Origin of the sequence: Zavarzinia marina (assembly GCF_021568905.1) — a bacterium.
In the GTDB taxonomy this organism is placed as follows: Bacteria; Pseudomonadota; Alphaproteobacteria; order Zavarziniales; family Zavarziniaceae; genus Zavarzinia; species Zavarzinia marina.
This window is the reverse complement of the sequence record NZ_JAKGSB010000006.1, coordinates 19,786-43,821: the sequence shown is the minus strand read 5'-3', so window position 1 is coordinate 43,821 and position 24,036 is coordinate 19,786. Positions and strand designations below refer to the sequence as shown.

Genomic DNA, 24,036 nt, shown 5'->3' with positions numbered 1-24,036 from the left:
CTATCGCGCGGCTGCGCTTGGCCGCGCTCGTCGTCGCCGTCGCCACCCTTGCCGGTTGCTCTTCGAGCAGCGAGCCGGAACCCTATGTGGAGCGGCCGGTCGAACCCCTCTACAACGAGGCGGCGGACGCCCTGTCCCGCGAAAACTACAATCAGGCGGCCGACCTCTTCCTCGAGGTGGAGCGCCAGCACCCCTATTCGATCTGGGCCACCAAGGCCCAGCTCATGGCGGCCTATTCCTATTACCAGGCCGAGAAATATCCGGACTCGATCGATGCCGCGCAGCGCTTCATCGCGCTCCACCCCGGCAACAAGGATGCGGCCTACGCCTATTACCTCGTCGCCATCTGCTATTACGAGCAGATCGTCGACGTCGGCCGCGACCAGAAGAACACGGAACTGGCGCTGGCCTCGCTGTCGGAAGTGGTGCGCCGCTTCCCCGACAGCGACTATGCCCGCGACGCCCGCCTGAAGCTGGACCTGACCCGCGACCACCTCGCCGGCAAGGAGATGGAGGTCGGGCGCTACTATCAGGGCCGCAAGCAGTATCTGGCGGCCATCAACCGCTACCGCACGGTGGTCGAGAAATTCCAGACCACCACCCATGTCCCCGAGGCGCTGCACCGGCTGGTCGAGACCTATCTCGCCCTCGGCATCACGCGCGAGGCGCAGGCGGCGGGCGCGGTTCTCGGCTACAATTATCCGGGCAGCGAGTGGTACGAGGATTCCTATGCCCTGCTGACCGATGCCGACCTTCGGCCGCTGAAGGATCCGGGGTCCTGGATCTCGCGCGCCTTCAACTGGTTCTGATCTCCTGGGGGGCGGGCCGGGGGCCCGCTTCGGCGGTCACATGCTGCTTCGACTGGCCATTCGCGACGTGGTGCTGATCGAGCGTCTGGACCTCGATTTCGCATCCGGCCTGACCGTGCTGACCGGCGAGACCGGTGCCGGCAAGTCGATCCTGCTCGACAGTCTGGGCCTCGCCCTCGGCGCCCGCGCCGATTCGGGGCTGGTGCGCGCGGGGGCCGATCAATCCGTCGTCACCGCCGAATTCGCCCTGCCGGACGATCATGCCGTCGCCGCCCTGCTGGCGGACCAGGGCTGGAGCGTGGGCGACACCCTGGTGCTGCGCCGGACCGTGAACAAGGAAGGGCGCAGCCGCGCCTTCATCGACGATCAGCCGGCCAGCGCCGGCCTGCTCGGCCAGATCGGCGCCCTGCTGATCGAAGCCCACGGCCAGCACGACGATCGCGGCCTGCTGAACCCCGCCGGTCACCGTGCCCTGCTCGATGCCTTCGCCGGAAACGGTGCCCTGCTGGCCACGGTCCGGGCCGCCCATGGCGCCTACAACCGCGCCACCGCCGATTGGGAAGCGGCGCTTGCCGATCTCGAAGCCGCCCGTCGCGACGAGGAATACCTGCGCCATGTCGTCGGCGAATTGCGCGCGCTGGCGCCGGAGCCGGGCGAGGAACAGCGCCTGGCCGAGGAACGCCACGCCATGCAGGAGGGCGAACGCGCGGCCGGCGATCTGGACGAAGTGTCGGCCATGCTGGCCGTCGACGGCGGCGTCGAGGCCCGCCTGCGCGGCGCCCAGCGCAAGCTGGAACGCGCCGCCGGCCGCCTGGGCGCCGTGCTGGAGCCGGTGCTGAACGCCCTCGACCGCGCCGCCATCGAGGCGGAGGAGGCGATCGACGCCCTGGCCCGGGCCCGCGGCGCCATCGCCTATGACGAACGCCGCCTGGAAATCGTGGAGGAACGCCTGTTCGCGCTCCGCGCCGCCGGTCGCAAGCACCAGGTGAGGCCCGACGACCTCGCGACCCTGGCCGGCCAGATGGAGGCGCGGATCGCGGCACTCGACGCGGGCGAAAGCCGGGTGACGGAACGCGCCGCCGCCCGTGACGCGGCACGCGATGCGCTCGCCGGGGCCTGCGCCGCGCTGAGCGCCGCCCGCCGTGCCGCCGCCGTCAGGCTCGACGCCGGCGTCAATGCGGAACTGGAAGCCCTGAAGCTGGGCAAGGCGAAGTTCCGCACCCGGATCGACGCCCTCGGCGACGGCCAATGGGGCGGCGAGGGGGCGGACCGGGTCACCTTCGAAGTGGCGACCAACCCCGGCGCGCCCTTCGGCGCCCTGGTCAAGATCGCCTCCGGCGGTGAATTGGCGCGTTTCATCCTGGCGCTGAAGGTGGTGCTGGCCGGGGCCGGCACCGCGCCCACCATGGTCTTCGACGAGGTCGACCGGGGCATCGGCGGCGCCGTCGCCGATGCCGTGGGCGATCGCCTGGCCCGCCTCGCCGAAGGGGCGCAGGTTCTGGTCGTCACCCACAGCCCCCAGGTGGCGGCGCGGGGCGGCCATCACCTGCGCATCGCCAAGGACACGGTGGGGGAGGCGACCCGTACCTCCGTCGCGCCGCTCGATCCGACGGAACGTCAGGAAGAGATCGCGCGCATGCTCTCCGGCGCCGAGATCACGCCGGCCGCCCGCGCCGCCGCCGACGCCCTGCTGCGGGGGGCCAGATGAGCGATATCCCGATCGAGGATCTGGATCTCGCCGCCGCCACGGCGGAACACGAGACCCTGGCCGCCGCCGTCCGCGAGCACGAGCGCCGCTATTACGAGGAAGATGCGCCCGTCGTCTCGGATGCCGAATTCGATGCCTTGGTCGCCCGCCTCGAAGCGATCGAGGCACGCTTCCCGAACCTGAAGGCCGAAAGCCCGACCCAGGCGGTGGGCGGCAAGGCGTCGTCGAAATTCGAAAAGGTCGCCCATGCGCGGCCCATGCTGAGCCTCGAGAAAGTCTTCACCGAGGATGACGTGCGCGCCTTCGTTACCAGCGTGCGCCGTTTCCTCAATCTGCCCGAGGAAGAGGCGGTCGCCCTCTATGCCGAACCCAAGATCGACGGCCTCTCCCTGGCACTCCGCTACGAGGGCGGTGACCTCGTGCAGGCGGCCACGCGCGGCGACGGCAGGGTGGGGGAGAATGTCACCGCCAATGTCCGCACCATCGCCTGCATCCCCCGGCGCCTGACGGGGGCGCCGGACCTTCTCGAGGTGCGGGGCGAGGTCTATATGGGCCGGGCCGATTTTCTGGCCCTCAACGAACGGCAGGCGGCGGCGGGCGAAAAGAGCTTCGCCAACCCGCGCAATGCCGCCGCGGGCTCGCTCCGCCAGCTCGATCCCGCGATCACGGCGGCGCGGCCGCTGCGCTTCTTCCTGCACGGCTGGGGCGAGGTTTCGGGCCCTCTGCCGCCGACCCAGGAAGCGACCATGCGCTGGCTGGGCGAGGATCTGGGCCTGCCGCTCAATCCCCTGGCGGCACTGGCGCCCGATCTCGATGCCGTGATGCGCGTCTTCGGCGCGTTGGAGGCGCAGCGCGCCCTGATCGACTACGACATCGACGGCGTGGTCTACAAGGTCGACCGCCTGGACTGGCAGGCCCGCCTGGGCATGGTCTCGCGCGCGCCGCGCTGGGCCGTCGCCCATAAGTTCCCGGCCGAACAGGCCCAGACCCTTCTCGAAGGGATCGACATCCAGGTCGGGCGCACCGGCGCCCTGACCCCGGTCGCCCGCCTGGTCCCGGTCACGGTCGGCGGCGTCGTCGTCTCCAACGCCACCCTGCACAACGAGGACGAGATCGCGCGGAAGGACATCCGCGTGGGCGATACGGTCGTGGTGCAGCGCGCCGGCGACGTCATCCCCCAGATCGTCCGCGTGATCACGGAAGCGCGCCCGGCCGGCAGCCAGCCCTTCGTCTTCCCCGACCATTGCCCGATCTGCGGCGCCACCGCGACACGGGAAGAGGGGGAGGTGGTGCGCCGCTGCACCGGCGGCCTGACCTGCGAGGCCCAGGTGGTGGAGCGGCTCCGCCATTTCGTCAGCCGACAGGCCTTCGACATCGAAGGTCTGGGGGAAAAACAGGTGAAGGCGCTCTGGGACTGGGGCCTGATCAAGGGCCCGGGCGACATCTTCCGCCTGGCCAAGACCGATGCGGAATCCCTGACGCCGCTGCGCAATCGCGACGGCTGGGGCTCGCAGTCGGTACGCAATCTCTTCGCCGCGATCGAGGAGAAGCGCCGCATCCCGTTGTCGCGCCTGCTCTTCGCGCTGGGCATTCGTCATGTCGGGCAGCGCAACGCCGACCTCATCGCCCGCCACTTCGGCTCGATCGAGGCCCTGGCGGAGACTTGCCTCGGCGACGAGGAGAAGCGCGCCCAGGCCCTGGCGGAACTTCAGGACGTCGATGGTCTCGGCCCCATCGTGGTCGAGGCTTTCGGGCAATTCCTGGCGGAACCCCACAACGAGACGGTGCTGCGCGACCTGATCGCCGAACTCGACATCCTGCCGCCCGAGGCCCGCGCCGCCGACAGCCCGGTTTCCGGCAAGACCGTGGTCTTCACCGGTACCCTGGAACGCATGACGCGGGACGAGGCCAAGGCCGGCGCCGAACGGCTGGGGGCCAAGGTGTCGGGCTCGGTTTCGAAGAAGACGGATATCGTCGTCGCCGGCCCGGGTGCGGGCTCCAAACTCGCCAAGGCGGCGGAACTCGGCGTCCGGGTGATGACCGAGGAGGAATGGCTGGCCCTGATCGGCGCCTGAAATCGAAGGAGGGCCCCATGGACCGATTCACCGGCGGCTGCCAATGCGGCGAGGTCCGGATCGTGGCGGCGGGGCGGCCCTATCGGGTCGGTCTCTGTCATTGCCTCGACTGCCGCAAACATCATGGCGCATTGTTCCACGCCTCCGCCGTCTTTCCCGAGAATGCGGTGACGATCGAGGGGGAGACCGGCGACTATCGCGGGCGGCATTTCTGTCCCCGCTGCGGCTCCTCCGTCTTCGCGCGCAGCGGGGATGAAGTGGAAGTGCACCTCGGGGCCCTGGACGCCCCCGACCAGTTCGTGCCGACCTATGAAAGCTGGATCATTCGCCGCGAGTCCTGGCTGCCGCCCTTTTCGACGCCGCACCGCTACGCCCGCGACCGGGACCCGGCAGGCCGTTTCGAGGATTGACGTCAGCGGCGGGTGAAGATGTCGGCGCCGGCGTTGATCGAGGCCCATTCGTCGCCCGGCGTGACCTGATTGGTCATCTGCCACAGGGTCTTGATGGTGTACTGCGGGGCGTTCGGCACCAATTGGCCGACCCAGGCGGTGATGGCCTGGAAATCCCGCCAGCGGACCGTGAAGGCGATCAGATTGCCGGACGCGAAGCCAGTGAGATCCCCCAGCGTCGTGCCGCCGCCCTCGCTCACCGCACTCTGATAGGTGCCCGCCAGCATGGTGACATTCTGGCTGATGAACGCGATCGACCCCAATTCGTTGATCCACTGACCGGAAAAATCGAAGGCATCGGCGGCGCCCGTCGCCGCGCGAAGCAGAGCTTTCTCCTGTTGCATGTTCTCCCTCCCTGGTTGCGGACAACATCCGCGCAACCATTCTATCGAATGAGAGGGTTTTCGATACCGGAATATTGACCACAGGTTGTGAAAATCGATTCACGCCTATAGCGCGTCACCGGCGGCGTCATGGCCATAGAGCCAGTCGAAACGGGCGGCGGCGAGCGGCGGAAGCAGGTGGGTGCCGGCCCAGATGGCGCCGAGGCGCAAGACCTGCGCCGCCCGGTTGCGGACATGGAACAGGCGCGCGTTCGCCTCGGCCTGGCGCTGTACCCGCGTGGCGCGATCGATGCGAAGCCGTTCGTAGCGTTTCAGGGCACCGGCCGCGTCGCCGCCGCCCGCGAGGCAGCGGGCGAGGACGGCGGCATCCTCGAAGGCCATGCAGGCGCCCTGGGCCATGAAGGGCAGCATGGGGTGGCAGGCGTCGCCCAGCAATGCCACGGGGCCGTCGGTCCAGCGCGGCAGGCGGTCGCGCCCGAACAGGCCCCACAGGAAGGTGCTCTCCACCTGTTCCAGGATCGCGCCGACCGCGTCGTGCCAGCCGGCGAAGGCGGCGCGCAGTTCGCCGACGTCGCCCGCCGTGGTCCAGGATTCCTCGCGCCACGCGGCGCGTTCCTGCACGGCGACGAAATTCACCAGCCGGCCGCCGCGCAGGTAGTAGTGGACGAAATGCCGCCCCGGCCCGACCCAGATGCCCGCGGTTTCCGGCACGACACCGGGCCGGAGCCTTTCGGCCGGCACGGTGCCGCGCCAGGCGACCTGACCGGTGAAGCGCGGCTGTTCCCTGCCCAGCATGGCGGCGCGGACGGCGGAATGAATGCCGTCGGCGCCGATCAGCACGTCCCCCTCGATCTCGCGGCCGGAGGCGAGGCGGAGCGCGACACCGTCCTCCAGGCGCTCGTAGCCTTCGACCGGGGCGTCGGTCGTGACGCCGACGCCGGCGCGCATGCAGGCGCCAAGCAGGATGCCGTGCAGGTCGGCGCGATGGATCTGGACATAGGGCCGGCCATAGCGCCGTTCATGGGCACCGCGCAGCGGGCTGCGGTAGCAGGTGAAGCCGCTGACGCCGTCGCGGATCTCGGCCGCCTCGGGCTCGAAGCCGAGGCGCCGGACGTCGTCGAGCAGCTCGAGGTCGGCAAGCACGCGGGAGCCGTTGGCGGCGACCTGGATGCCCGCGCCCACTTCCGCCAGTTCGGGCGCCCGCTCCAGCACCTCGACCTCGAAGCCGAGGCGCCTGAGACAGAGCGCGGCGCAGAGACCGCCGAGCCCGGCGCCGGCGATCAGGATGCGGCGGGTCTGGTCGTTCATGGCGGACTTCCCGTTCGTGGCGCGCGTGATGCCGATTCGCTGTCCGGGCATTCGAGCATCGGCCACCGCCCAAGTCGATGCGCTGGATCATTGTTCGGCGGCGCAGGGCTCGGCGGCGCAGGGCTCGGCGGTGCTGGGTTCGGCGGCGCGGGGCGGCCATGCGCTGGCGGACGTGGCGGGGGTGGGGCGGGATCGTTATCTTCCCCGGCGGTGCGAGGAGGCGTTTCGATGAGCATGATGACCCAGGCCTATGCGGCGCTCTTCGTCGCCATCCTGCTCGAACTCGCCGGCACCAGTTTCCTTCAGGCCTCGCAGCAGTTCACCCGGCCGCTTCCGACGGTGGTCATGGCGGTGTGCTACATCGCTTCCTTCTATGTGCTTTCCCTCGCCCTCAAGGTGATCCCGGTCAGCATCGCCTATGCGACCTGGAGCGGCCTCGGCATCGTGCTGATCGCGATCATCGGCTATACCGTCTTCGGCCAGTCGCTGGACTGGCCGGCGGTTGTCGGTATCGCGCTGATCGTGGCGGGGGTTATCGTGGTGAACGGCTTTTCGTCCACCGTCGGCCATCCCTGAATCCAAGCATCATCCCGGCCTTCGCCGGGACGACGGTTTTTCGGTTCAGTTCGGCGAGCAGACGAAGCAGGTGACGCCGCTCGGGGAAACCCGGGCGTCGGGGCCGATGTCGGAGCGGATCAGGCCGCCGGCCTGATAGGCGCCGTCGTCGAAGATCGCCTCATAGGCCTGTTCGGACGTCCGCCCGTCCGGCCCGATCAGGCGCAGGCGGTAGTTGACGTTGGAGCAGCGCCGGTCGGTCGAGGTGATCTCGATGATATAGGCGATGTCGGCGCCGACATTGTCGCGCCGGCGCCCGACGTCGGTGAGCTGGACGCGCGCCGTGCAGGCGCCCTGGGGAATGCCGCAGTCGCAGGGCCGCTCGGGCACCACGCTCTGGCTCGGCGCGGGCCTGGCGTTCGGATAGGTGGTGGTGGGCGGCAGCGGGTAGAACGGTTCCTCGTCCCCGGCCTGCTGGGCCGCCACGTTCGGGACGACGGCGGCGCCGGCGGCAAGAAGGGCGAGGCTGAACATCACGGCGCGCATGTGCATCTCCGGGACTCGCGGGAACGGCAAGGTCTGCGGCCCGCATAGTGGCCCCTGAGGGCCGCCCTGCCTACCCCCCGCCGCAACGGCGCCCCGGTCTCAGCTGTTCAGGGCCCCGTGGCAATGCTTGAACTTCTTGCCCGAGCCGCAGGGACACGGCGCATTGCGTGCCACCTTGCCCCAATTGGCCGCCGGCGGGTTGCGCGGATCGGCGACGCGGGGGCCCGGATTGGGCATGGGGAGGGGCGGCGGCGCCATCTCGTTCTCGCCCGTCCGCGGGTCGGCATGGATCGTTTCCATCGGCCTCGCCGGCGGCGGCTCCGACACGACCGGCTGCTCGATCCGCACCTCGACATGGGCGAGGACGCGGGTAACCTCCTGATTGATCTTGTCGAGCATGGCCTCGTAGAGGCCGAAGGCTTCCTGCTGATATTCGCGCAAGGGATCGCGCTGGCCATAGACCCGAAGCCCGATCGCCTGGCGCAGATAGTCGAGCTGGAGCAGATGCTCCTTCCAGGACTGATCGAGAATCTGCAAGAGCATGCTCTTCTCGATCATGCGCATGATCTCGGGGCCGAAACGCTCCGCCTTCTGTTCGAAGAAGGTCTCGACCGCGGCGACCAGGCGGTGCTGGATCTCGTCCTCGGCGATGCCTTCCTCGGCCGCCCAATCGGGCACGGGCAGGTCCAGGGTGAAGATGCGTTCCACCTCTTCCTTCAGGCCCGTGGCGTTCCACGCCTCGGCATAGGAGCCGGCGGGGATGTGGCTGGCGACGAGATCGTTGATCACATGGTCGCGCATGGAGCCGGTGATGTCCGAGACGTCGTCCGCCTGCATGAAGTCGCGGCGCTGGCCGTAGATCGACTTGCGCTGCTCGTTCATCACGTCGTCATAGCGCAGCAGGTTCTTGCGGATGTCGAAGTTGCGCGCCTCGACCTTCTGCTGCGCCTTTTCCAGCGCCTTGTTGACCCAGGGGTGGATGATCGCCTCGCCTTCCTTCAGGCCCAGGCGCTGAAGCATCTTGGTCAGGCCCTCGGAGCCGAAGATGCGCATCAGGTCGTCTTCGAGGCTGAGGAAGAATTTCGAGGCGCCGGGATCGCCCTGGCGGCCGGCGCGGCCGCGCAGCTGATTGTCGATGCGCCGGCTCTCGTGGCGTTCGGTGCCGATGATGTAGAGACCGCCGGCCGCCAGCACGGTCTCTTTGTCGGTGGCGTGGCGCTCCTTGATGCGGGCGATGTCGTCGTCGCGGCCCGGACCTTCCGGCACCTCGTCGATCAGCATCGAGAGATTGCCGCCCAGCTGGATGTCGGTGCCGCGGCCCGCCATGTTGGTGGCGATGGTGACGGCGCCGGGGCGGCCGGCCTGGGCGACGATGCCGGCTTCCTGCTCGTGGAAGCGGGCGTTGAGGACGCGGTGCGGCACCTTCTTCTTGGTCAGATGGGCCGACAGCAATTCGGATTTCTCGATCGAGACCGTGCCGACCAGCACCGGCTGCTGGTTCTGCCGGCATTCCTCGATCAGGGCGACGATGGCGTTGAACTTGTCGTTCATCGACAGATAGACCTCGTCGTCGAGGTCTTTCCGCCGCACCGGTACGTTGGTCGGGATTTCGAGGACGTCCAGCGAATAGATCTCGGCGAATTCGGCCGCTTCGGTCGCCGCCGTGCCGGTCATGCCCGAAAGCTTGGGATAGAGCCGGAAGTAGTTCTGGAAGGTGATGGAGGCGAGGGTCTGGTTCTCGTTCTGGACCGTCACCCGTTCCTTCGCCTCGAGCGCCTGATGCAGGCCCTCCGAGAAGCGCCGGCCGGTCATCATGCGGCCGGTGAATTCGTCGATGATGACGACCTTGTCGTCCTTCACCACATAGTCGCGGTCGCGCCGGAACAGGGTGTGCGCCCGCACCGCCTGCTGCAGGTGATGGACGATGGTGACGTTTTCGGCGTCGTAGAGATTGTCGGTCTTGAGGAGGCCGGCCTGGAGCAGGAGCTGCTCGAACTTCTCCTGGCCCTCCTCGGACAGGGAGACGGAGCGCTGCTTCTCGTCCTTCTCGTAGTCGGCTTCGTCGAGCTGGGGCATCAGCTCGTCGATCCTGCGGTACAGGTCGGAATTGTCCTCGGTCGGGCCCGAAATGATCAGCGGCGTGCGCGCCTCGTCGATCAGGATCGAGTCGACCTCGTCGACCACGGCGTAGTGGAAGGGCCGCTGGACGAGCTGATCCAGCCGGTACTTCATATTGTCGCGCAGATAGTCGAAGCCGAATTCGTTGTTGGTGCCATAGGTGATATCGGCGGCATAGGCCTCGCGCCGTTCCTCGTCCGTCAGGTCGTGGACGATGACGCCGGTGGTGAGGCCCAGGAACCCGTAGACCCGGCTCATCCAGCCGGCGTCGCGCGTGGCCAGATAATCGTTCACGGTGATGACGTGGACGCCCTTGCCCTCGAGCGCGTTCAGATAGGCGGCGAGCGTCGCCACCAGGGTCTTGCCCTCGCCGGTGCGCATCTCGGCGATCTTGCCCGCATGCAGCACCATGCCGCCGATCAGCTGGACGTCGAAGTGGCGCTGGCCGAGGGTGCGCTTCGCCGCCTCGCGCACCGTGGCGAAGGCTTCGACCATGATGTCGTCGAGGGTCTCGCCCGAGGCGAGGCGGGCCTTGAACGTGTCGGTCTGACGCTTCAACTCGTCGTCGGACAGTGCCGCGATCTGCGTTTCCAGGGCGTTGATGGCCGCGACCTGACTGCGGAGCTGCTTGACGGTACGGTCATTGGCGCTGCCGAACAGCCGTTTGGCGAGCGAGCCGAAGCGGAGCATGAAGCGACCTTTTCCTGCCGCGTCAGCCGGAAATTGGCCTGACCGGCGCATGCGTGAGGCGAGTCGAACCCGCGAAGACGGGGGCGAGCCCGCGAATAGGCGATACCGGGCCCCGATCGGGCACCCGTTACGGTACCGGACAGATAAGACCGCCGCCCCTCCATGTCAACTTGGACACCCGGCGCGAAAGGCGCCGCGCCGCCCTGCCGCCGGCGCGGCCGGGCTGCCCTATTCCTGCCTTTTCTTTCCGCTACAGGCGGCATCCTGCATCGCGCGCCGCGGCCTGCCGACACTTGCGGAGCGTCGCGCGAAGCGCCATCATCCGCGCCACTTCGGCAACTGCGCCACTTCGGCCCTCGGGCCGTCTTCCCACCCCGGGGTTCTTCATGCAACGTCTCGCCTATTCGTGCCTTCTCGCTCTGGGGCTGGCCCTGGTGCCGCCCGCCTTCGCCGAGGAGGCGAGCCCGGCGGTCGCCGCCGATCCGGTGGTCGCGCGCGTCGGCGGTGCCGAGATTCACCGCTCCGAAGTGGTCGAGGCCTATCGCGCCCTGCCGGAGCAGTTCGCCCAGATCCCGATGGAAACCATCTTCGGCGAATTGGTGCAGCAGCTCGTCGACCGCAAGGTGCTGGCGCTGGCCGCGGCCGATGCCGGGCTGGAAAAGGACCCCGATTTCGCGCGCCGCCTCGCCCAGGTGAAGGATCAGGTGCTCGAGGAAGTCTATGTCGACAAGGTGATCGATCCGGAAGTGACCGACGCCATGATGAAGGCGCGCTACGACAAGATCCTGGCCGACAACCCGCCCGAGGAAGAGATCCGTGCCCGCCACATCCTGGTCGACAGCGAGGACGAGGCGAAGGCGCTGAAGGCGGAGGTCGAGAAGGGCGCGGATTTCGCCGCCCTCGCCAACGAGCATTCGAAGGACGCGCGCGACGGCTCCGGCGGCGACCTCGGCTGGTTCACGCGCGAGCGCATGGTGCCCGAATTCGCCGAAGCCGCCTTCGCCGCCGAGGAGGGCAAGGTCGCCGGCCCCGTGAAGTCCCAGTTCGGCTGGCATCTGATCCTGGTCGAGGGGCGGCGCAAGCAGGAGCCGCCGCCGTTCGAGGACGTCAAGCCGCAGCTTCGCCAGCTGATGGTGCAGGAGAGGACCGCCGACCGGATCGAGAAGCTGAAGTCCGGCGTGACCGTGGAGATCCTGAACCCCGACGGCTCCACGCCGCGCCCGACCATCGCGCCGGCACCCGCCGAATAAGCCGTTCCGACCGGCGGCAAGAGCCGACCAAGACCGTAAAGCCCGAGGAGAATGTCCATGGCCGGGAAAGCCCATCCCGTCTCGCCGCTCGCCCCCGAGGGGATGCCCGAACTGCCGCCCGTCGCCGGTGTCGAACTCGGCGCCGTCGAGGCCGGGGTGCGCTACAAGGGGCGTGTCGACCTGATGATGATGCGCTTCCAGCCGGGCACCGTGGCCGCCGGCGTCTTCACCAATTCGAAATGCGCCTCGGCGCCGGTCGACTGGTGCCGGGCGATGCTGGAGAAGAGCCCGAACGCCCGGGCGCTGGTGGTCAATGCCGGCAACGCCAATGCCTTCACCGGCAAGGCCGGGGCCGCCGCCGCCAAGACCGTGGCGGTCGCCGCCGCCAAGCTGGTCGGCTGCAAGGCGGATGCGGTCTTCATGGCCTCGACCGGCGTGATCGGCGAGGTCCTGCCGGCGGAGAAGGTGACCGCCGCCCTGCCGCGCCTCGCCACCACCCTGAAGCCCGAGCGCTGGGACGAGGCGGCGCGCGCCATCATGACCACCGACACCTTTCCGAAGGCGGCGGTGCGCAGGACCGACATCGACGGCAAGCCCGTCACCATCGTCGGCATCGCCAAGGGTTCGGGCATGATCGCGCCCGACATGGCGACCATGCTGTCCTTCGTCGCGACCGACGCCACCATCCCGGCCGACGTGCTGCAGGCCTTGCTGTCGCGGGCGGCCGACCGGTCGTTCAACTCGATCACGGTCGATGGCGACACCTCGACCTCCGACACGCTGATGGCCTTCGCCACCGGCAAGGGCGTCACCCACAAGCCGGTGGTCAAGCTGACGGACGGTCATTTCCGCAACTTCCGGACCGCCTTCGAGGATCTTCTGGTCGAACTGGCCCAGCTCGTCGTCAAGGACGGCGAGGGCGCGAGCAAATTCGTGACCATCACGGTCACCGGATCCCAGAATGCCCGGACGGCGCGCAAGATCGCCCTGACCATCGCCAATTCGCCCCTGGTGAAGACCGCGATCGCGGGTGGCGACGCCAATTGGGGCCGCATCGTCATGGCCGTCGGCAAGGCGGGCGAAAAGGCCGACCGCGACAAGATCGCGATCCGCATGGGCGGCCGCCTGGTGGCCGAGAAGGGCGCCGTTCATCCCCAGCACGACGAGGCGGCGGCGACCGAGCATTTCAAGGGCACCGACATCCTGATCGAGGTCGACGTCGGCGTCGGCAAGGGCACGGCCACGGTCTGGACCTGCGACCTGACCCACGGCTACATCGACATCAACGCCGACTACCGGAGCTGAGGCCAATTGACCCGGATCGTCCTCGTCGCCGCCGCCGTCCTGGTCGATCCCGACCGGCGCATCCTGCTGGCCAAGCGTCCCGTCGGCAAATCGCTGGCGGGGCTCTGGGAATTTCCCGGCGGCAAGGTCGAGCCGGGCGAAAGCCCGGAGGCGGCCGTGATCCGCGAGTTGGACGAGGAATTGGGCATCAATGTGCGCGAACCCTGTCTGGCGCCGCTGACCTTCGCCAGCCATGCCTACGAGCAGTTCCATCTCCTGATGCCGGTCTTCGTGTGCAGGCGCTGGGAGGGCATGCCGGAGGCCAGGGAACACGCCGAACTTGCGTGGGTGCCGCGCATGCGACTCGGCGACTATCCGATGCCGCCGGCCGATCTGCCCCTGATTCCCGCGATTCAGGACCATATCTGAGACGATCGTCCAAATTTCCGCAAAGTAGGAATCGCGGCCGCCGCCGCCCGGCCCTAGAATGGCCTTCCATGGGTCGGGGCTTTGGGCCGGGTGTGCGATGGGGTCGTTGCGTGATTTTGGTGGGCGTCCCGGCCTCAAGGCGGGCGAGCCGGCCGAGCGATATGTCGCCGCCATGGAACGCCTGCTGCTGGCGGTCCAGGAACTCTCCATGGCGCGTTCCCTCGGCACGGTCCAGCGCATCGTCCGGACCGTCGCGCGGGAATTGACCGGCTGCGACGGCGCGACCTTCGTGCTGCGCGACGGGCCCTATTGTCACTATGCCGACGAGGATGCGATCGAACCCCTGTGGAAGGGACGCCGCTTCCTGCAGGAGACCTGCATCAGCGGCTGGGTGATGCGGCAGCGCAGGCCCGTCATCATTCCCGACATCTATGTCGATGAACGCATCCCCCAGGATGCCTATCGCCCCACCTTCGTGCGCAGCCTCGCCATGGTGCCGATCCGGACCATCGATCCGATCGGCGCCATCGGCAACTACTGGGCCGAGCCGCACATGCCGGACGAGGACGACGTGCGCCTCCTGCAGGCCCTGGCCGATTCCACCTCCATGGCCATGGAGAACGTCCAGCTCTACGAGGAACTGGAGCAGCGCGTCCGGGAGCGGACCGACGCCCTGGCCCGCGCCAAGGCCGAGATCGAAACCCTGTCCGTCACGGATCCGATGACCGGGCTCCTCAACCGGCGCGGCTTCTACATGGCGGCGGAGGCGGCGATGAAGAAGGGGCCCTGCGCCCTGGCCTTCATCGACGTCGACGGACTGAAGCGCGTGAACGACGCCCACGGCCATGCCGCGGGCGACGAATTGCTGCGCCAGTTCGCCGGCATCCTGCGCCATTGTTTCCGCCACGCCGACGCCCTGGCGCGGATGGGCGGCGACGAATTCTGCGCCGTCCTGCCCGAGCCGGCGACGGACGAGGCCGGCCTCCGGCAATCGCTTCAGCGCCGCCTCGACGAGTTCAACGCCACCGGCGCGTTCGGCCCGAAGATGGGGGCCAGCCTCGGCGCGGTTCTCTGCGCCGCCGGTTCGTCGGCCTGCCTGGACGACCATCTGGCGGCGGCCGACCAGCGCATGTACATCGACAAGATCGGCCGCCGGTCCAGGGCATCCGCCGACGAAGGCGACGCGCGCCCCTGATGTGCCTGCCCTCGATACCTCTGCCTTCGATACGCCTCAGGTCACCACTTCGATCTCGGGGCGGCCCGTCAGGTCGAGGCGAAGGCGGCCGCGTTCCGGCCGCTGCAGGCGGATCGGGGCGTTCCGCTCGTCGAGGCGGCGGCGCAGCAGGATCAGTCTCGTTTCAAGATTGTCCTTGACGTCCGGCAGGCGGAGGTCGGGGGCGAGACGGATTTCGCGATTGGTGAAGTCGCGCTGGCCGGTCGCGAGATGGGCGCGCAGGAAATGATGCAGCAGACGCCCGGCGACGCCCCGGATCAGGTAATCGTCGTCGATGAAGATACTGTCGTCGAAGGGGAAGTAACGCACACGGATACGCGGGCCCGCGCCGGCCTCGGCCGGGGGCGGGGCCGGCGCCGGGGCATCCGGCGCCGCCAGTTCGTCGAGAGCGATGCAGGCGGCCAGTTGGCCCGCGATCAGGACCAGCGCATCCTCGTCCTCGCGGGTGAAGGCGAAGCGTAGCGGCGCCTCGGCGAAGAGGACGCCGACGAGCTGGCCCCGGCTGATCATCGGAATGGCGATCTGGCTGAGCGGGGCGTCCAGGCCCGGATAGGGCACGCCGGCGCCGGGTATCGCCGTACCTTCCTTGACCGCGGCGGCATAGCGCCGGCCCCGGCTCAAGTCGCTGAGGCGGAGCGGGCGGCGCCTCGCGGCGGCGATGCCGATCACGCCGTCGCCCATGGTCACCTCCGAGCCGATGCCCAGGGTCTCGTAGCCCCGGCTGGTCAGCACCGACAGGCGCCGGCCGCCCGGATCGGGGATCAGCACCATCAGGTGGCGAAAGCCCATCCCCTCGGCGATGCCGTCGAGGGCGAGGTCGATGGCGGTATCGGCATCGCCCTGGGCGCCGATCGCCAGGGCGAGGCGTGCCGCCGCCGACAGCCGGCCGGCGGCGTCGGGGCCTTCGTGCACGGGTTCCGCCTCGGGCGGGTTCAGGGCCGGCACCGCCTCGCAATGGCGGACGCGGTAGAGGTCGGCACCGCGCAGCGCCATCATGCCGCTCATGCCCTGCTGGGCCGACATGGCGTCCAGATGGTCCGACATGCGGTCGAACAGGTCACCCTCGGCGAAGCTCCGGACGAAGGCGAGGTCGAGCAGGAACTGGGCGCCGCTGCGCCCGTCGACCACGAGCACCGTGGCGGTGCCCCGGCTGCGGACATTGGCCGCCGTCTTGGCGAAATATTGGTTCGACAGCGCGACATGATCGTCGTCGACGAAATGGACATGGGACAGATAGGAGATATTGGGCATGCCGTCGGCATCGACGGTGGCGATGATCGAGGGGATCACCCCTTCGAAACAGGCGGCGAGATCGCGGAGGCGCGGGGATTCCATCACGCCTCCAGCCTTGTGCCGGCGCGCGGGCCCGGCGTCTGGACGTAGACGTCGGTCGGGCGATAGCGCAGGCGGTGGAGATCGGCGTCGGTCAGCCAGAAGGAAATCTGCCCCGCCGTCACCCCGAGGGCGGCGAGAACCGGGCGGATGCGACCGTGATAGGCATGGGTGACGTCGCGGTCGGCGGCATCGGCCGGCACCAGGGCCTCGACGATGCCCTTGACCTGATAGGTCCGATAGTCGTCGGGCTTCACGAAAGTGACGGCCAGCGGCGCCCCGGGGCCGAGATTGGCCAGCAGGCGCGGCCATTGCGCGCGCGAGACCATGGTGTCGAACAGGGAGCGGTCGGTGGAACAGCGGGTGCCGACGCCGCGCCCGATGGCTGGCTGGAAGGTGCCGTCGCGGGACGCCAGGATGGTCATCACCGCCCCCTCGACGAAGCTGGCGATCGCCGTGTCGACCAATGACGCCCCCCGAAAAGGTCCAACCCCGCCGAATACTAGCGGATAGGCGAGTTTTAGGAAAAGCGAACAGCGCTTAGGAAGCATTTAGGAAGAACCGGCGCCTGCACCGGAATATCTGGATGGGCATCGATGACCAAGGAGGTTTCAATGCCCATCGACACCGCACCGCGTTACGACATCTATGGCGGCATCCACAAGGGTCTGCGCCTCGCCCTCGCGCATCTGCTGCTGCGGATCGGCAGCGCCGATTTCGCCGATCTCCGCGCGACGGCCGAACTGCTGGCCGACCTTCGGGCGCAGCTGGCGCTCAGCCGTGCCCACCTCGCGCATGAGGAAGCCCATATCCACCCCGCCCTCGAAAGCCGCGCGCCGGGCGCCGGCCAGCGCCTGGAACACCAGCATCGCCACCACGAGGTCCGTTTCGAGGAACTGGCCGATCTGATCGCCCGCCTGGAGGTCGCGCAGCCCGGCGCCCGGCCCGCCATCGGCCATGCGCTCTATCTCGCCTTCTCGCTCTTCGTCGCCGAGGATTTCGCCCATATGCACGAGGAAGAGACGGTGACCGGCCCCCTGCTGCAGGCCCATTTCACCGATGCCGACCTGCAGGCGATCGAATTCGGCATCATCTCCAGCCTGACGCCGGAGGAGAACATCGCCTATATGCGCCTGATGCTGCCGGCCATGACCCCGGCGGAACGTCTGGCGCTGCTGGCCGGCATGAAGGCCGGTGCCCCGGCAGAGGCGTTTTCGGCGGTGATCGAGCTGGCGGCCAGGCCGATGCTGGCCGCCCACGATTTCGCCGCCCTGGTCCGGGGTCTCGGCCTCGGCCTCGCCGCCTAACGCTCTTCCGGCTTCGCCCCGGTCGGGATTTCCGTGGTGCCGAGGGCTTCCGCCAGCCGCGCGTTGGCGGAGCCCCGGCGCTTCGGCACCGGCTGATCCGGGCCCGGCGCGAAGCCGGCCAGGGTGACGATCTCGAAGGTCGCGGGGATGCGGCCGTCGGGCAGGGCGAAGCGGGTGTGATAATCCTCCGCCAGGGCGGCGAAGGTCTCGCGCCGCAGCGGCTTTCGGCGCCGGGCCGCCAGGGCGTTCTGTTCCCCCATGCCGCGCAGGTCGCGCATCAGGCCCAGCACGTCGCCATAGGTGACGGTGATGGTTTCGAGATCGACGACAGGCATGGCGAATCCCGCGCGCTGCATCAGGCCGGCGGCGTCGCGAAGATCGACGAAGGGCGAGACGTGGAGCGATGCCGCCCCCTCCACCCGCGCCTCAGCCGCCAGGAAACTCTGGCGCAATTCGATCAGGCTGCCGCCGCCGATGAGGGAGGCGACGAAGAAGCCGTCTGGCTTCAGCACGTCGCGGATCTGGATCAGCGTGCCGGGCAGATCGTTCACCCAGTGGAGCGAGCCGGCCGAGGCGACGAGATCGAAGCTGCGGTCGGCAAAGGGCAGCCATTCCTCGTCCGCCGCGACGGCGGGCAGGCCGGCACGCCCGGCCATGGCGGGCGAGAGATCGGCGGAAACGATGTGCTCCACCCGACCCGTCGCCCGCAACAGGCGACCCAGCACGCCGTCATGACAGCCGAGATCGAGGGCGAGGGGATAGCCGCGCGCCACATCCTCGATCCGGTCGATCATGCGCGCCGCGATCTCGGCGAAGAGGAAGCCATGGGCGTCCAGCGTGCCGGCGGCGCGCGCGCGGTGGCGGGCGACGGCGCGGCGGTCGAACACCAGCATGTCGTCGGGCTGTTGGGGGATGGCTGCGCTCATGATCCCTCATATGGCATGATGAGACCCGGATCGCGAGGGGGAGATCTCATGGCCGGACGGGGACTTTCGTCCTTGTGGCGACGGGGCGGGGGCCGGGTGCTGGATTTCCTGCTGCCCGCGTCCTGTCTCGCCTGTGATGCGCCGGTCGATGCGCCGGGCCGGCTCTGTCCGTCGTGCTGGCCCGAGGTGGGGTTCATCTCGGCGCCCTGCTGCGATTGCTGCGGCCTGCCGTTCGAACTGCCGGTACCGCCGGGCACGCGCTGTGGTGCCTGCATCGCCCATCCGCCGCGCTTCACCCGGGCGCGGGCGGTGGCGCGCTATGGCGGGTCGATCCGCGATCTTCTGTTGCGCTTCAAGCATGCCGACCGGCTGGACCTCGCCCCCAGCCTGGCGCGGCTGCTGGCCCAGGCGGGCGGGGACTGTCTGGCGGGGGCGGATTTCCTGGTGCCCGTGCCGCTTCACTGGCGGCGAAGGTTGCGCCGACGCTACAATCAGTCGGCCGAATTGGCCCGTCATCTGGGCGGGCTGGCGGATGTGCCGGTGCTGCACGGCGCGCTTTCCCGCGCGCGGGCGACGCCGGCCCAGGGGCGCCTCGGACGGCTGGCGCGGATGCGCAACGTGGCCCGGGCCTTCGTCGTGCCGGAACGGGCGCGCGGCCGGATCGCCGGGCGCCATCTGGTGCTGATCGACGACGTCTTCACCACCGGGGCGACGGCGGATGCCTGCTGCCGCGCCCTGCTGGCCGCGGGCGCCGCCCGTGTCGACGTGCTGACCGTGGCCCGGGTCGTGCGGGACGCGGACGGGTCATGACGGCGATGGGGCTTGAGCTTCTTGCTGCGCTGCACCACGTTATAGGGACGAGATCAAGCCGGAGAAACCAGACCGTGGCCGACGTCACCATCTTCACCACCCAATTCTGCCCCTATTGCCACCGGGCGAAATATCTCCTCCAGGAGAAGGGCGTCGGCTTCACCGAGATCGACGTCACCATGGACAATGCCAAGCGCAAAGAGATGACGGCCATGGCCGGCGGGCGCCGCACCGTGCCGCAGATCTTCATCGGCGACACCCATGTCGGCGGCTGCGACGATCTCTATGCCCTTGATCGGGCGGGCAAGCTGGATAGTCTGCTGACCGCATCCTGATCCTTCGGCCGGAGCCTGCCATGTCGTCTCTTCGCGTCGCCTGTGTGCAGATCACGGCCGGGCGCGACGTGCCCGCCAATATCGCCGTCGCCTCGGCCCTGATCCGCGAAGCGGCGGCCAAGGGCGCGCGCCTGATCGCGACGCCCGAGATGACCTCGCTGATGGAGCGCAACCGGCGCGAGATGCGCCCCAAGGTCCGGACCGAGGACGAGGATATCGCGCTCGCCGCCTTTCGCGCCCTGGCGGCCGAACTGGGCGCGCATCTGCTGATCGGCTCGCTGCCGATCGACATCGGGGACGCGCGCCTCGCCAACCGGGGGTTCCTGATCGGCCCGGACGGCGCGATCGAGGCGCGCTACGACAAGATCCACATGTTCGACGTCGACCTGCCCCAGGGCGAGAGCTTTCGCGAAAGCAACGCCTATCGCCCCGGCGAGAGTGCGGTGGTGGTGCCGGTCGAGGGTGCGATGCTCGGCCTCTCCATCTGCTACGATCTTCGCTTCGCCGCCCTCTACCGCCGTCTCGCCCAGGCCGGGGCGGAGATCCTGGCGGTGCCCGCCGCCTTCACCCGCGTCACGGGGGAGGCGCATTGGCACATCCTGCTGCGCGCCCGGGCGATCGAAACCGCCTGTTTCGTCATCGCGCCGGGCCAGACCGGCACCCATGAGGACGGCCGCCAGACCTATGGCCATTCCCTGATCGTCGATCCCTGGGGCCATGTCCTGGCCGACGGCGGCACGGACGTGGGCATCATCACCGCCGACCTCGACCTCGACGCCGTCAAGGCCGCCCGCGGCCGCATCCCGGCCCTCCAGCACGACCGCGTCTTCGCCGGACCTTGAGGCGGGGCCGATTGCCCTTGCCAAAGTGTCGCGCAAACGTCACATGATCATTCATCATGATCGTCTATGACCTCGGCTGTTCGGCCGGCCATGTCTTCGAGGCGTGGTTCAAGGACAGCGCCACCTTCGAGAAACAGGCCCGCCAGGGCAAGGTCGCGTGCCCCACCTGCGGCGCGACCGAGGTCACGCGCGGGCCCCAGGCGACGCGGGTGGCGACCGGGGTCAGCCGCGACAAGGCGGTGAAGGCGGCCGAGCAACGGGCCGAAATGCGCCAGGCGCTGCGCGACCTGCGGAAGGCGGTGGAGAGCAATTGCGAGAACGTCGGCGACAGATTCGCCGAGGAAGCCCGCAAGATCCATTACGGCGAGACCGAAGCCCGCGCCATCTATGGCGAGACCACGGCCGAGGAAGCCAAGGCCCTGGACGAGGAGGGTGTCCCCGTCGCCCGCCTGCCCTGGATCGAGCGCGACGACGCCTGAGGGCGGCGGCCAGACGACCGGTCACGTTCAAGATCATCCCAATTTAGCGGACTCCGGCTGGAAGCGGTGCGCGCCGGCATTGCTTTTCGCGCGCGCATCGGGGGAACGTGTCGGCCGACCCAGACCCCCGGTACCGAGTGGACGCCCATGACCGATCTCATCCTGCACCACTACGCCATGTCGCCCTTCTCGGAGAAGATCCGGGCCATGCTCGGCTATGCCGGCATGCCCTGGGCTTCGGCGAAGACGCGGCCGGTGCCGCCCCGGCCGCTGCTGGCGGATCTGGCGGGCGGCTATCGCCGGGTGCCGATCGCCCAGACCGGCGCCGACGTCTTCTGCGATACCAGGGTGATCGCCGCCGAGATCGCCGAGGCGTCGGGCAGGCCCCGGCTGGCCGTCGAAGCCTGCGGCGACGAGATCGCCGCCTATTGCCGGACGGTCGATTCGGACGTCTTCATCGCCTGCATGGTGATGGCCGGCGGCTGGCGGCTGCTGGTCAACGGGCTTTCCCTGGTGACGCCCTTCGATGCCGGACGGCTGATCCTGGACCGGGTCAATATCGCCCGGACCTCGAACCAGCCCATGCCGGGGCCGAAGGCGGCCCGCGCACGGATCGAGGCCCATCTCGCCGATGCCGAGACGCGGCTGGGCGAAGGTGGGCCCTATCTATTCGGTGAAGAGGCGAGCCACGCCGATTTCGCCGCCTATCACAGCCTCTGGTTCATGCGCGATCTGGGCGGCTCCAGACTGGTCCGACAATTCCCGAAGGTCACCGCCTGGATGAACCGCATCAAGGCCCTGGGCGATGGCGAGCGCCATGACATCGACCCCGCCCGTGCCCGCGCGATCGCCGGATCGGCGACGCCCCGCCCGCTGCCCGAAGGCGCGGCCGAGGATGCCCGGGCCGGCAAGACGGTCGCGATCGCCCCGACCGACTATGCCCGCGACGCCACCAAGGGCACCCTGGCCGGCTCGACGGCGACACGCTGGATCATCCGCCGCGAACACAAGTCCCTGGGCGTCCTGCACGTACATTTCCCGAAAGAGGGCTACAGCCTGATGCCGGGGTGAAGCCGGGGCGTCAGGCCGGTCGGGTCGAGACCATCATGTAGTTGACGTCGACGTCCCCGCCGACGCGCCACTGGTCCGCCAGGGGGTTATAGGTGACGCCGGCGACCTCCCGGATCTCGAGGCCGGTCGGGCGGATGGTGGCGGCGAGTTCGCTGGGCTTGACGAATTTCTGGAATTTGTGGGTCCCGCGCGGCAGCCAGCCGAGGACATATTCGGCGCCGACGATGGCGAGCGCGAAAGCCTTCATGGTGCGGTTCAGGGTGGCGGTGACCATCATGCCGCCCGGCTTCACCATGGCGGCACAGGCGGCCATGAAGAGGTTCAGGTCGGCGACATGCTCGACCACTTCCATGTTCAGAACCACGTCGAACCGCTCGCCTGCCTGGGCCAGGGCTTCGGCGCTGGTGTGGCGATAGTCGATGTCGAGGCCCGATTGCTCGGCATGGACGGCGGCGGTCTTCACGTTCTCTTCCGCCGCGTCGGCCCCGACGACCGTGGCGCCGAGGCGGGCCATGGGTTCCGACAGCAGGCCGCCGCCGCAGCCGATGTCGAGGAAGCGAAGGCCGGCAAAGGGTTTCGCCGCCGACTCGGGCAGGCCGAAATGGGCGCCGAGACGCTCGCGCAGGAAGGTCAGGCGCGTCGGATTGAACTTGTGCAGGGGCTTGAACTTGCCGTTCGGATCCCACCATTCCGCCGCGATCGCCGCGAATTGAGCCACTTCGCCCGGGTCGATGGTGGTGCGCGCCGCATTTTCGCCTGCCATGACGTTATCCTCTCTTGGCGACTCGAGGCCCGCGCCGGAGCGCCGCCTTGCCAGTCGTTGGCACCGGGGATATGTATACGCGCCTTTTACGCCCGGCCAGTGCCTCAGGCCGGGAATTTGCCTGGAATCATCTGGAGTACCACGCGCATGGCCCGCCTGGTCCTGAAATTCGGCGGCACGTCCGTCGGCACCGTCGAGCGCATTCAGAACGTCGCGCGCCGTGTGAAAGCCGTCGTCGACGCCGGCAATGAAGTCGCCGTCGTCGTCTCTGCCATGTCGGGCGAGACCAACAAGCTGGTCGGCTTCTGCCGCGAGATCGCGCCCCTGCACGACGCCCGCGAATATGACGCCGTGGTCGCGTCGGGCGAACAGGTGACCGCCGGCCTGCTGTCGATGGCGCTGCAGGAACTCGGCGTTTCGGCGCGGTCGTGGCTCGGCTGGCAGATTCCGCTCGAAACCGACGGGGCCCATGGCGCGGCGCGGATCATGGGCATCGACACCGCCGAGATCGAACGCCGGATGAAGGAAGGCCAGGTGGCGGTGGTCGCCGGTTTCCAGGGCATCGGCCCCGACCGGCGCATCGCGACGCTGGGCCGTGGCGGCTCCGACACCTCGGCGGTGGCGCTCGCCGCCGCCATGAAGGCGGATCGCTGCGACATCTATACCGATGTGGACGGCGTCTATACGACCGATCCCCGCATTGTTGAACGGGCGCGCAAGCTCGATAGGATCACCTACGAGGAAATGCTGGAGATGGCGTCGGTCGGCGCCAAGGTGCTGCAGATCCGGTCCGTCGAGATGGCGATGAAGCATCGCGTCCGGGTCCAGGTCCTCTCCAGCTTCGAGGACAAGCCCGGCACCCTGGTTGTTGACGAGGACGAAATCGTGGAACAGGAACTCATCTCGGGCATCGCCTACAGCCGCGACGAGGCCAAGGTGACCGTGGTCAAGGTCTCGGACCGGCCGGGCGTCGCCGCCGCCGTCTTCGGGCCGCTGGCCGATGCCAACGTCAACGTCGACATGATCGTGCAGAACGTCTCGGACGACGGTTCCACCACCGACGTCACCTTCACCGTCGGCAAGAGCGACCTCGCGCTCGCCCAGAAGGTGCTGGACGACCATCGCGCCGCCATCGGTTTCGAGAGCATCCATGCCGACGGCAATGTCGCCAAGATCTCGGTCATCGGCGTCGGCATGCGCAGCCACGCGGGCATCGCGCGCCTGATGTTCGAGACCCTGGCCCAGAAGGGCATCAACATCCAGGTCATCTCGACCTCGGAGATCAAGATCAGCGTGCTGGTCGCCGCCGAATATACGGAACTGGCGGTCCGCGCCCTGCACACCGCCTACGGGCTCGACAGCGCGGCCTGAG

The 24,036-nt window shown here is 68.7% G+C and carries 25 protein-coding genes; 17 read left to right on the top strand and 8 right to left on the bottom strand.

Features of this window, described 5'->3' with window-relative positions; genetic code table 11:
- The first annotated feature begins 17 nt into the window (after positions 1-17).
- The 4 genes from L2U69_RS15520 to L2U69_RS15505 are packed head-to-tail and all read left to right on the top strand — an operon-like array spanning position 18 to position 5,002.
- Complete coding sequence (locus L2U69_RS15520) at positions 18-809, top strand: outer membrane protein assembly factor BamD (RefSeq protein WP_236108044.1); 792 nt, start codon at positions 18-20, stop codon at positions 807-809.
- Between the two features lie 40 nt (positions 810-849).
- On the top strand, positions 850-2,517 hold the full coding sequence (gene recN / locus L2U69_RS15515) for a DNA repair protein RecN (RefSeq protein ID WP_236108043.1): 1,668 nt from the start codon (positions 850-852) through the stop codon (positions 2,515-2,517).
- Positions 2,514-4,592, top strand: coding sequence for an NAD-dependent DNA ligase LigA (gene ligA / locus L2U69_RS15510; RefSeq protein ID WP_236108042.1), 2,079 nt, complete (start codon positions 2,514-2,516; stop codon positions 4,590-4,592). The genes recN and ligA overlap by 4 nt, the downstream gene beginning before the upstream one ends.
- Before the next feature lie 17 nt (positions 4,593-4,609).
- Positions 4,610-5,002: a GFA family protein gene (locus L2U69_RS15505; RefSeq protein WP_236108041.1), complete on the top strand. Its 393-nt coding sequence runs from the start codon at positions 4,610-4,612 to the stop codon at positions 5,000-5,002.
- A 2-nt stretch (positions 5,003-5,004) separates the two neighbouring features.
- On the opposite strand, the gene L2U69_RS15500 is transcribed toward L2U69_RS15505, so the two are convergent.
- Entirely contained in the window at positions 5,005-5,385 is a 381-nt protein-coding gene (locus tag L2U69_RS15500) for an avidin/streptavidin family protein (RefSeq protein WP_236108040.1), read from the bottom strand.
- A gap of 105 nt (positions 5,386-5,490) precedes the next feature.
- Positions 5,491-6,693 (bottom strand): FAD-dependent monooxygenase, encoded by a 1,203-nt coding sequence (locus L2U69_RS15495; RefSeq protein WP_236108039.1) that lies wholly within the window; start codon positions 6,691-6,693, stop codon positions 5,491-5,493.
- Between L2U69_RS15495 and L2U69_RS15490 the strand changes: the two genes are divergently transcribed.
- Together L2U69_RS15490 and L2U69_RS15485 are read left to right on the top strand one after the other, a co-directional pair.
- A complete protein-coding gene (locus L2U69_RS15490; RefSeq protein ID WP_236108038.1) occupies positions 6,692-6,925 on the top strand; it encodes a hypothetical protein in 234 nt (77 codons plus the stop codon). The genes L2U69_RS15495 and L2U69_RS15490 overlap by 2 nt on opposite strands.
- Entirely contained in the window at positions 6,922-7,269 is a 348-nt protein-coding gene (locus tag L2U69_RS15485) for a DMT family transporter (protein ID WP_329605415.1), read from the top strand. Before L2U69_RS15490 ends, L2U69_RS15485 begins: the two co-directional genes overlap by 4 nt.
- Positions 7,270-7,314: 45 nt before the next feature.
- Here the strand turns inward: L2U69_RS15485 and L2U69_RS15480 are convergent, their stop codons facing one another.
- Together L2U69_RS15480 and secA are read right to left on the bottom strand one after the other, a co-directional pair.
- Positions 7,315-7,794 carry a hypothetical protein gene (locus L2U69_RS15480; RefSeq protein ID WP_236108037.1) on the bottom strand — a complete coding sequence of 160 codons (480 nt, stop codon included), beginning with the start codon at positions 7,792-7,794 and terminating at the stop codon, positions 7,315-7,317.
- Positions 7,795-7,893: 99 nt separating this feature from the next.
- The gene (gene secA, locus L2U69_RS15475) at positions 7,894-10,602 is read right to left on the bottom strand and encodes a preprotein translocase subunit SecA (RefSeq protein ID WP_236108036.1); all 2,709 of its coding nucleotides are present in this window, start codon (positions 10,600-10,602) and stop codon (positions 7,894-7,896) included.
- Positions 10,603-10,988: 386 nt separating this feature from the next.
- On the opposite strand from secA, the gene L2U69_RS15470 reads away from it, so the two are divergent.
- The 4 genes from L2U69_RS15470 to L2U69_RS15455 all read left to right on the top strand — a co-directional run bounded on the left by L2U69_RS15470 (position 10,989) and on the right by L2U69_RS15455 (position 14,760).
- Complete coding sequence (locus L2U69_RS15470; protein WP_236108035.1) at positions 10,989-11,852, top strand: peptidylprolyl isomerase; 864 nt, start codon at positions 10,989-10,991, stop codon at positions 11,850-11,852.
- A gap of 57 nt (positions 11,853-11,909) precedes the next feature.
- The gene (gene argJ / locus L2U69_RS15465) at positions 11,910-13,157 is read left to right on the top strand and encodes a bifunctional glutamate N-acetyltransferase/amino-acid acetyltransferase ArgJ (RefSeq protein WP_236108034.1); all 1,248 of its coding nucleotides are present in this window, start codon (positions 11,910-11,912) and stop codon (positions 13,155-13,157) included.
- A gap of 6 nt (positions 13,158-13,163) precedes the next feature.
- Positions 13,164-13,565, top strand: a complete 402-nt coding sequence (locus tag L2U69_RS15460) for a (deoxy)nucleoside triphosphate pyrophosphohydrolase (protein ID WP_236108033.1) — start codon at positions 13,164-13,166, stop codon at positions 13,563-13,565.
- A 106-nt stretch (positions 13,566-13,671) separates the two neighbouring features.
- Positions 13,672-14,760: a GGDEF domain-containing protein gene (locus L2U69_RS15455; RefSeq protein ID WP_236108032.1), complete on the top strand. Its 1,089-nt coding sequence runs from the start codon at positions 13,672-13,674 to the stop codon at positions 14,758-14,760.
- Positions 14,761-14,796: 36 nt separating this feature from the next.
- Here L2U69_RS15455 and L2U69_RS15450 read toward each other — a convergent pair whose 3' ends face one another.
- Both L2U69_RS15450 and L2U69_RS15445 read right to left on the bottom strand, forming a co-directional pair.
- Positions 14,797-16,134 carry a GAF domain-containing protein gene (locus L2U69_RS15450; RefSeq protein ID WP_236108031.1) on the bottom strand — a complete coding sequence of 446 codons (1,338 nt, stop codon included), beginning with the start codon at positions 16,132-16,134 and terminating at the stop codon, positions 14,797-14,799.
- Positions 16,134-16,598 carry a hypothetical protein gene (locus tag L2U69_RS15445; RefSeq protein WP_236108030.1) on the bottom strand — a complete coding sequence of 155 codons (465 nt, stop codon included), beginning with the start codon at positions 16,596-16,598 and terminating at the stop codon, positions 16,134-16,136. Before L2U69_RS15445 ends, L2U69_RS15450 begins: the two co-directional genes overlap by 1 nt.
- Positions 16,599-16,745: 147 nt before the next feature.
- Here L2U69_RS15445 and L2U69_RS15440 point away from each other — a divergent pair, with 147 nt between their 5' ends.
- Positions 16,746-17,438 carry a hemerythrin domain-containing protein gene (locus L2U69_RS15440; RefSeq protein WP_236108029.1) on the top strand — a complete coding sequence of 231 codons (693 nt, stop codon included), beginning with the start codon at positions 16,746-16,748 and terminating at the stop codon, positions 17,436-17,438.
- On the opposite strand, the gene L2U69_RS15435 is transcribed toward L2U69_RS15440, so the two are convergent.
- Positions 17,435-18,364, bottom strand: a complete 930-nt coding sequence (locus L2U69_RS15435; RefSeq protein WP_236108028.1) for a methyltransferase domain-containing protein — start codon at positions 18,362-18,364, stop codon at positions 17,435-17,437. The two genes, L2U69_RS15440 and L2U69_RS15435, sit on opposite strands and share 4 nt — an antisense overlap.
- A gap of 48 nt (positions 18,365-18,412) precedes the next feature.
- Here L2U69_RS15435 and L2U69_RS15430 point away from each other — a divergent pair, with 48 nt between their 5' ends.
- The 5 genes from L2U69_RS15430 to L2U69_RS15410 all read left to right on the top strand — a co-directional run bounded on the left by L2U69_RS15430 (position 18,413) and on the right by L2U69_RS15410 (position 21,901).
- On the top strand, positions 18,413-19,174 hold the full coding sequence (locus L2U69_RS15430) for a ComF family protein (protein WP_236108027.1): 762 nt from the start codon (positions 18,413-18,415) through the stop codon (positions 19,172-19,174).
- A gap of 74 nt (positions 19,175-19,248) precedes the next feature.
- The gene (gene grxC / locus L2U69_RS15425; RefSeq protein WP_236108026.1) at positions 19,249-19,509 is read left to right on the top strand and encodes a glutaredoxin 3; all 261 of its coding nucleotides are present in this window, start codon (positions 19,249-19,251) and stop codon (positions 19,507-19,509) included.
- A gap of 20 nt (positions 19,510-19,529) precedes the next feature.
- Positions 19,530-20,351 carry a carbon-nitrogen hydrolase family protein gene (locus L2U69_RS15420; protein WP_236108025.1) on the top strand — a complete coding sequence of 274 codons (822 nt, stop codon included), beginning with the start codon at positions 19,530-19,532 and terminating at the stop codon, positions 20,349-20,351.
- 56 nt (positions 20,352-20,407) lie between these two features.
- Positions 20,408-20,830 (top strand): DUF1178 family protein, encoded by a 423-nt coding sequence (locus L2U69_RS15415; RefSeq protein WP_236108024.1) that lies wholly within the window; start codon positions 20,408-20,410, stop codon positions 20,828-20,830.
- Positions 20,831-20,977: 147 nt separating this feature from the next.
- Complete coding sequence (locus L2U69_RS15410) at positions 20,978-21,901, top strand: glutathione S-transferase family protein (protein WP_236108023.1); 924 nt, start codon at positions 20,978-20,980, stop codon at positions 21,899-21,901.
- A gap of 10 nt (positions 21,902-21,911) precedes the next feature.
- On the opposite strand, the gene ubiG is transcribed toward L2U69_RS15410, so the two are convergent.
- The gene (gene ubiG, locus L2U69_RS15405; protein ID WP_236108022.1) at positions 21,912-22,664 is read right to left on the bottom strand and encodes a bifunctional 2-polyprenyl-6-hydroxyphenol methylase/3-demethylubiquinol 3-O-methyltransferase UbiG; all 753 of its coding nucleotides are present in this window, start codon (positions 22,662-22,664) and stop codon (positions 21,912-21,914) included.
- Positions 22,665-22,811: 147 nt separating this feature from the next.
- Here ubiG and L2U69_RS15400 point away from each other — a divergent pair, with 147 nt between their 5' ends.
- A complete protein-coding gene (locus L2U69_RS15400) occupies positions 22,812-24,035 on the top strand; it encodes an aspartate kinase (RefSeq protein WP_236108021.1) in 1,224 nt (407 codons plus the stop codon).
- The last annotated feature ends 1 nt before the right edge of the window (position 24,036 follow it).

Bases quoted from the DNA above. Each gene is read 5' to 3' on its own strand.
- recN (WP_236108043.1), top strand. From the start codon at position 850: ATGCTGCTTCGACTGGCCATTCGCGACGTGGTGCTGATCGAGCGTCTG.
- ligA (WP_236108042.1), top strand. From the start codon at position 2,514: ATGAGCGATATCCCGATCGAGGATCTGGATCTCGCCGCCGCCACGGCG.
- L2U69_RS15505 (WP_236108041.1), top strand. From the start codon at position 4,610: ATGGACCGATTCACCGGCGGCTGCCAATGCGGCGAGGTCCGGATCGTG.
- L2U69_RS15500 (WP_236108040.1), bottom strand. From the start codon at position 5,385: ATGCAACAGGAGAAAGCTCTGCTTCGCGCGGCGACGGGCGCCGCCGAT.
- L2U69_RS15490 (WP_236108038.1), top strand. From the start codon at position 6,692: ATGGCGGACTTCCCGTTCGTGGCGCGCGTGATGCCGATTCGCTGTCCG.
- L2U69_RS15495 (WP_236108039.1), bottom strand. From the start codon at position 6,693: ATGAACGACCAGACCCGCCGCATCCTGATCGCCGGCGCCGGGCTCGGC.
- L2U69_RS15485 (WP_329605415.1), top strand. From the start codon at position 6,922: ATGAGCATGATGACCCAGGCCTATGCGGCGCTCTTCGTCGCCATCCTG.
- L2U69_RS15480 (WP_236108037.1), bottom strand. From the start codon at position 7,794: ATGCGCGCCGTGATGTTCAGCCTCGCCCTTCTTGCCGCCGGCGCCGCC.
- secA (WP_236108036.1), bottom strand. From the start codon at position 10,602: ATGCTCCGCTTCGGCTCGCTCGCCAAACGGCTGTTCGGCAGCGCCAAT.
- L2U69_RS15470 (WP_236108035.1), top strand. From the start codon at position 10,989: ATGCAACGTCTCGCCTATTCGTGCCTTCTCGCTCTGGGGCTGGCCCTG.
- argJ (WP_236108034.1), top strand. From the start codon at position 11,910: ATGGCCGGGAAAGCCCATCCCGTCTCGCCGCTCGCCCCCGAGGGGATG.
- L2U69_RS15450 (WP_236108031.1), bottom strand. From the start codon at position 16,134: ATGGAATCCCCGCGCCTCCGCGATCTCGCCGCCTGTTTCGAAGGGGTG.
- L2U69_RS15440 (WP_236108029.1), top strand. From the start codon at position 16,746: ATGCCCATCGACACCGCACCGCGTTACGACATCTATGGCGGCATCCAC.
- L2U69_RS15435 (WP_236108028.1), bottom strand. From the start codon at position 18,364: ATGAGCGCAGCCATCCCCCAACAGCCCGACGACATGCTGGTGTTCGAC.
- L2U69_RS15430 (WP_236108027.1), top strand. From the start codon at position 18,413: ATGGCCGGACGGGGACTTTCGTCCTTGTGGCGACGGGGCGGGGGCCGG.
- L2U69_RS15420 (WP_236108025.1), top strand. From the start codon at position 19,530: ATGTCGTCTCTTCGCGTCGCCTGTGTGCAGATCACGGCCGGGCGCGAC.
- L2U69_RS15415 (WP_236108024.1), top strand. From the start codon at position 20,408: ATGATCGTCTATGACCTCGGCTGTTCGGCCGGCCATGTCTTCGAGGCG.
- L2U69_RS15410 (WP_236108023.1), top strand. From the start codon at position 20,978: ATGACCGATCTCATCCTGCACCACTACGCCATGTCGCCCTTCTCGGAG.
- ubiG (WP_236108022.1), bottom strand. From the start codon at position 22,664: ATGGCAGGCGAAAATGCGGCGCGCACCACCATCGACCCGGGCGAAGTG.
- L2U69_RS15400 (WP_236108021.1), top strand. From the start codon at position 22,812: ATGGCCCGCCTGGTCCTGAAATTCGGCGGCACGTCCGTCGGCACCGTC.